Annotated in this window: 1 protein-coding gene; it reads left to right on the top strand. The window is 50.4% G+C overall.

The window, feature by feature from the left end; translation table 11 throughout:
* On the top strand, positions 1-637 hold a 637-nt coding region (locus tag HC175_RS16215; RefSeq protein WP_168139434.1), incomplete at both ends, for a TolC family protein.

Genomic DNA, 637 nt, shown 5'->3' on the forward strand with positions numbered 1-637 from the left:
CGGCCTATACCGAATTTGAAGCGGCTTTACAGGAGGCGCCGCAGGTGAAGAGCCTGCCCGATCCTGCCTTGACCATGACAGCCTTTGGATCTATGGTGGAAACCCGGCTGGGACCACAGGAGGCACGATTCTCCCTGATGCAGATGTTTCCCTGGTTTGGTACCCTGGAAGCTCGTGAAGATGTGGCTAATCTTATGGCAGAAGCTAAATTTCAGGCTTTTTTGGATATTCGAAACCGAATATTTCTGGACGTAAGCAGTAAATATTACGATCTGTATGAACTGGAGCAGCAGGTTACATTTCAGGAAGAGAACCTGGAGATCCTTCAAAACTATAAAGATCTCGCGCTTTCCCGGGTTAGTGCCGGCAGCGGCGCTTTGAGCGATGTGCTGCAGACCGATCTGCTTCGGAATGAATCTGTAACCGCACTGGAGGTCCTCCGACTAAAGAGGGAATCGGTAGTGGCGCAGTTCAACGCCCTGCTTAACCGCAATAGATCTGAAGCTGTCAACCTTCCGACAGATCTGGAAATAGTACTCCAGAATGTCACTTTTGACACCTCTGTCGCAGGAAACCCTAAGCTTTCAGAAATGGAACGCATGGCTGCTTCGGCAAGAGCACAGGAAACTTTGGCTCG

It is taken from the genome of Salinimicrobium oceani, assembly GCF_012037645.1.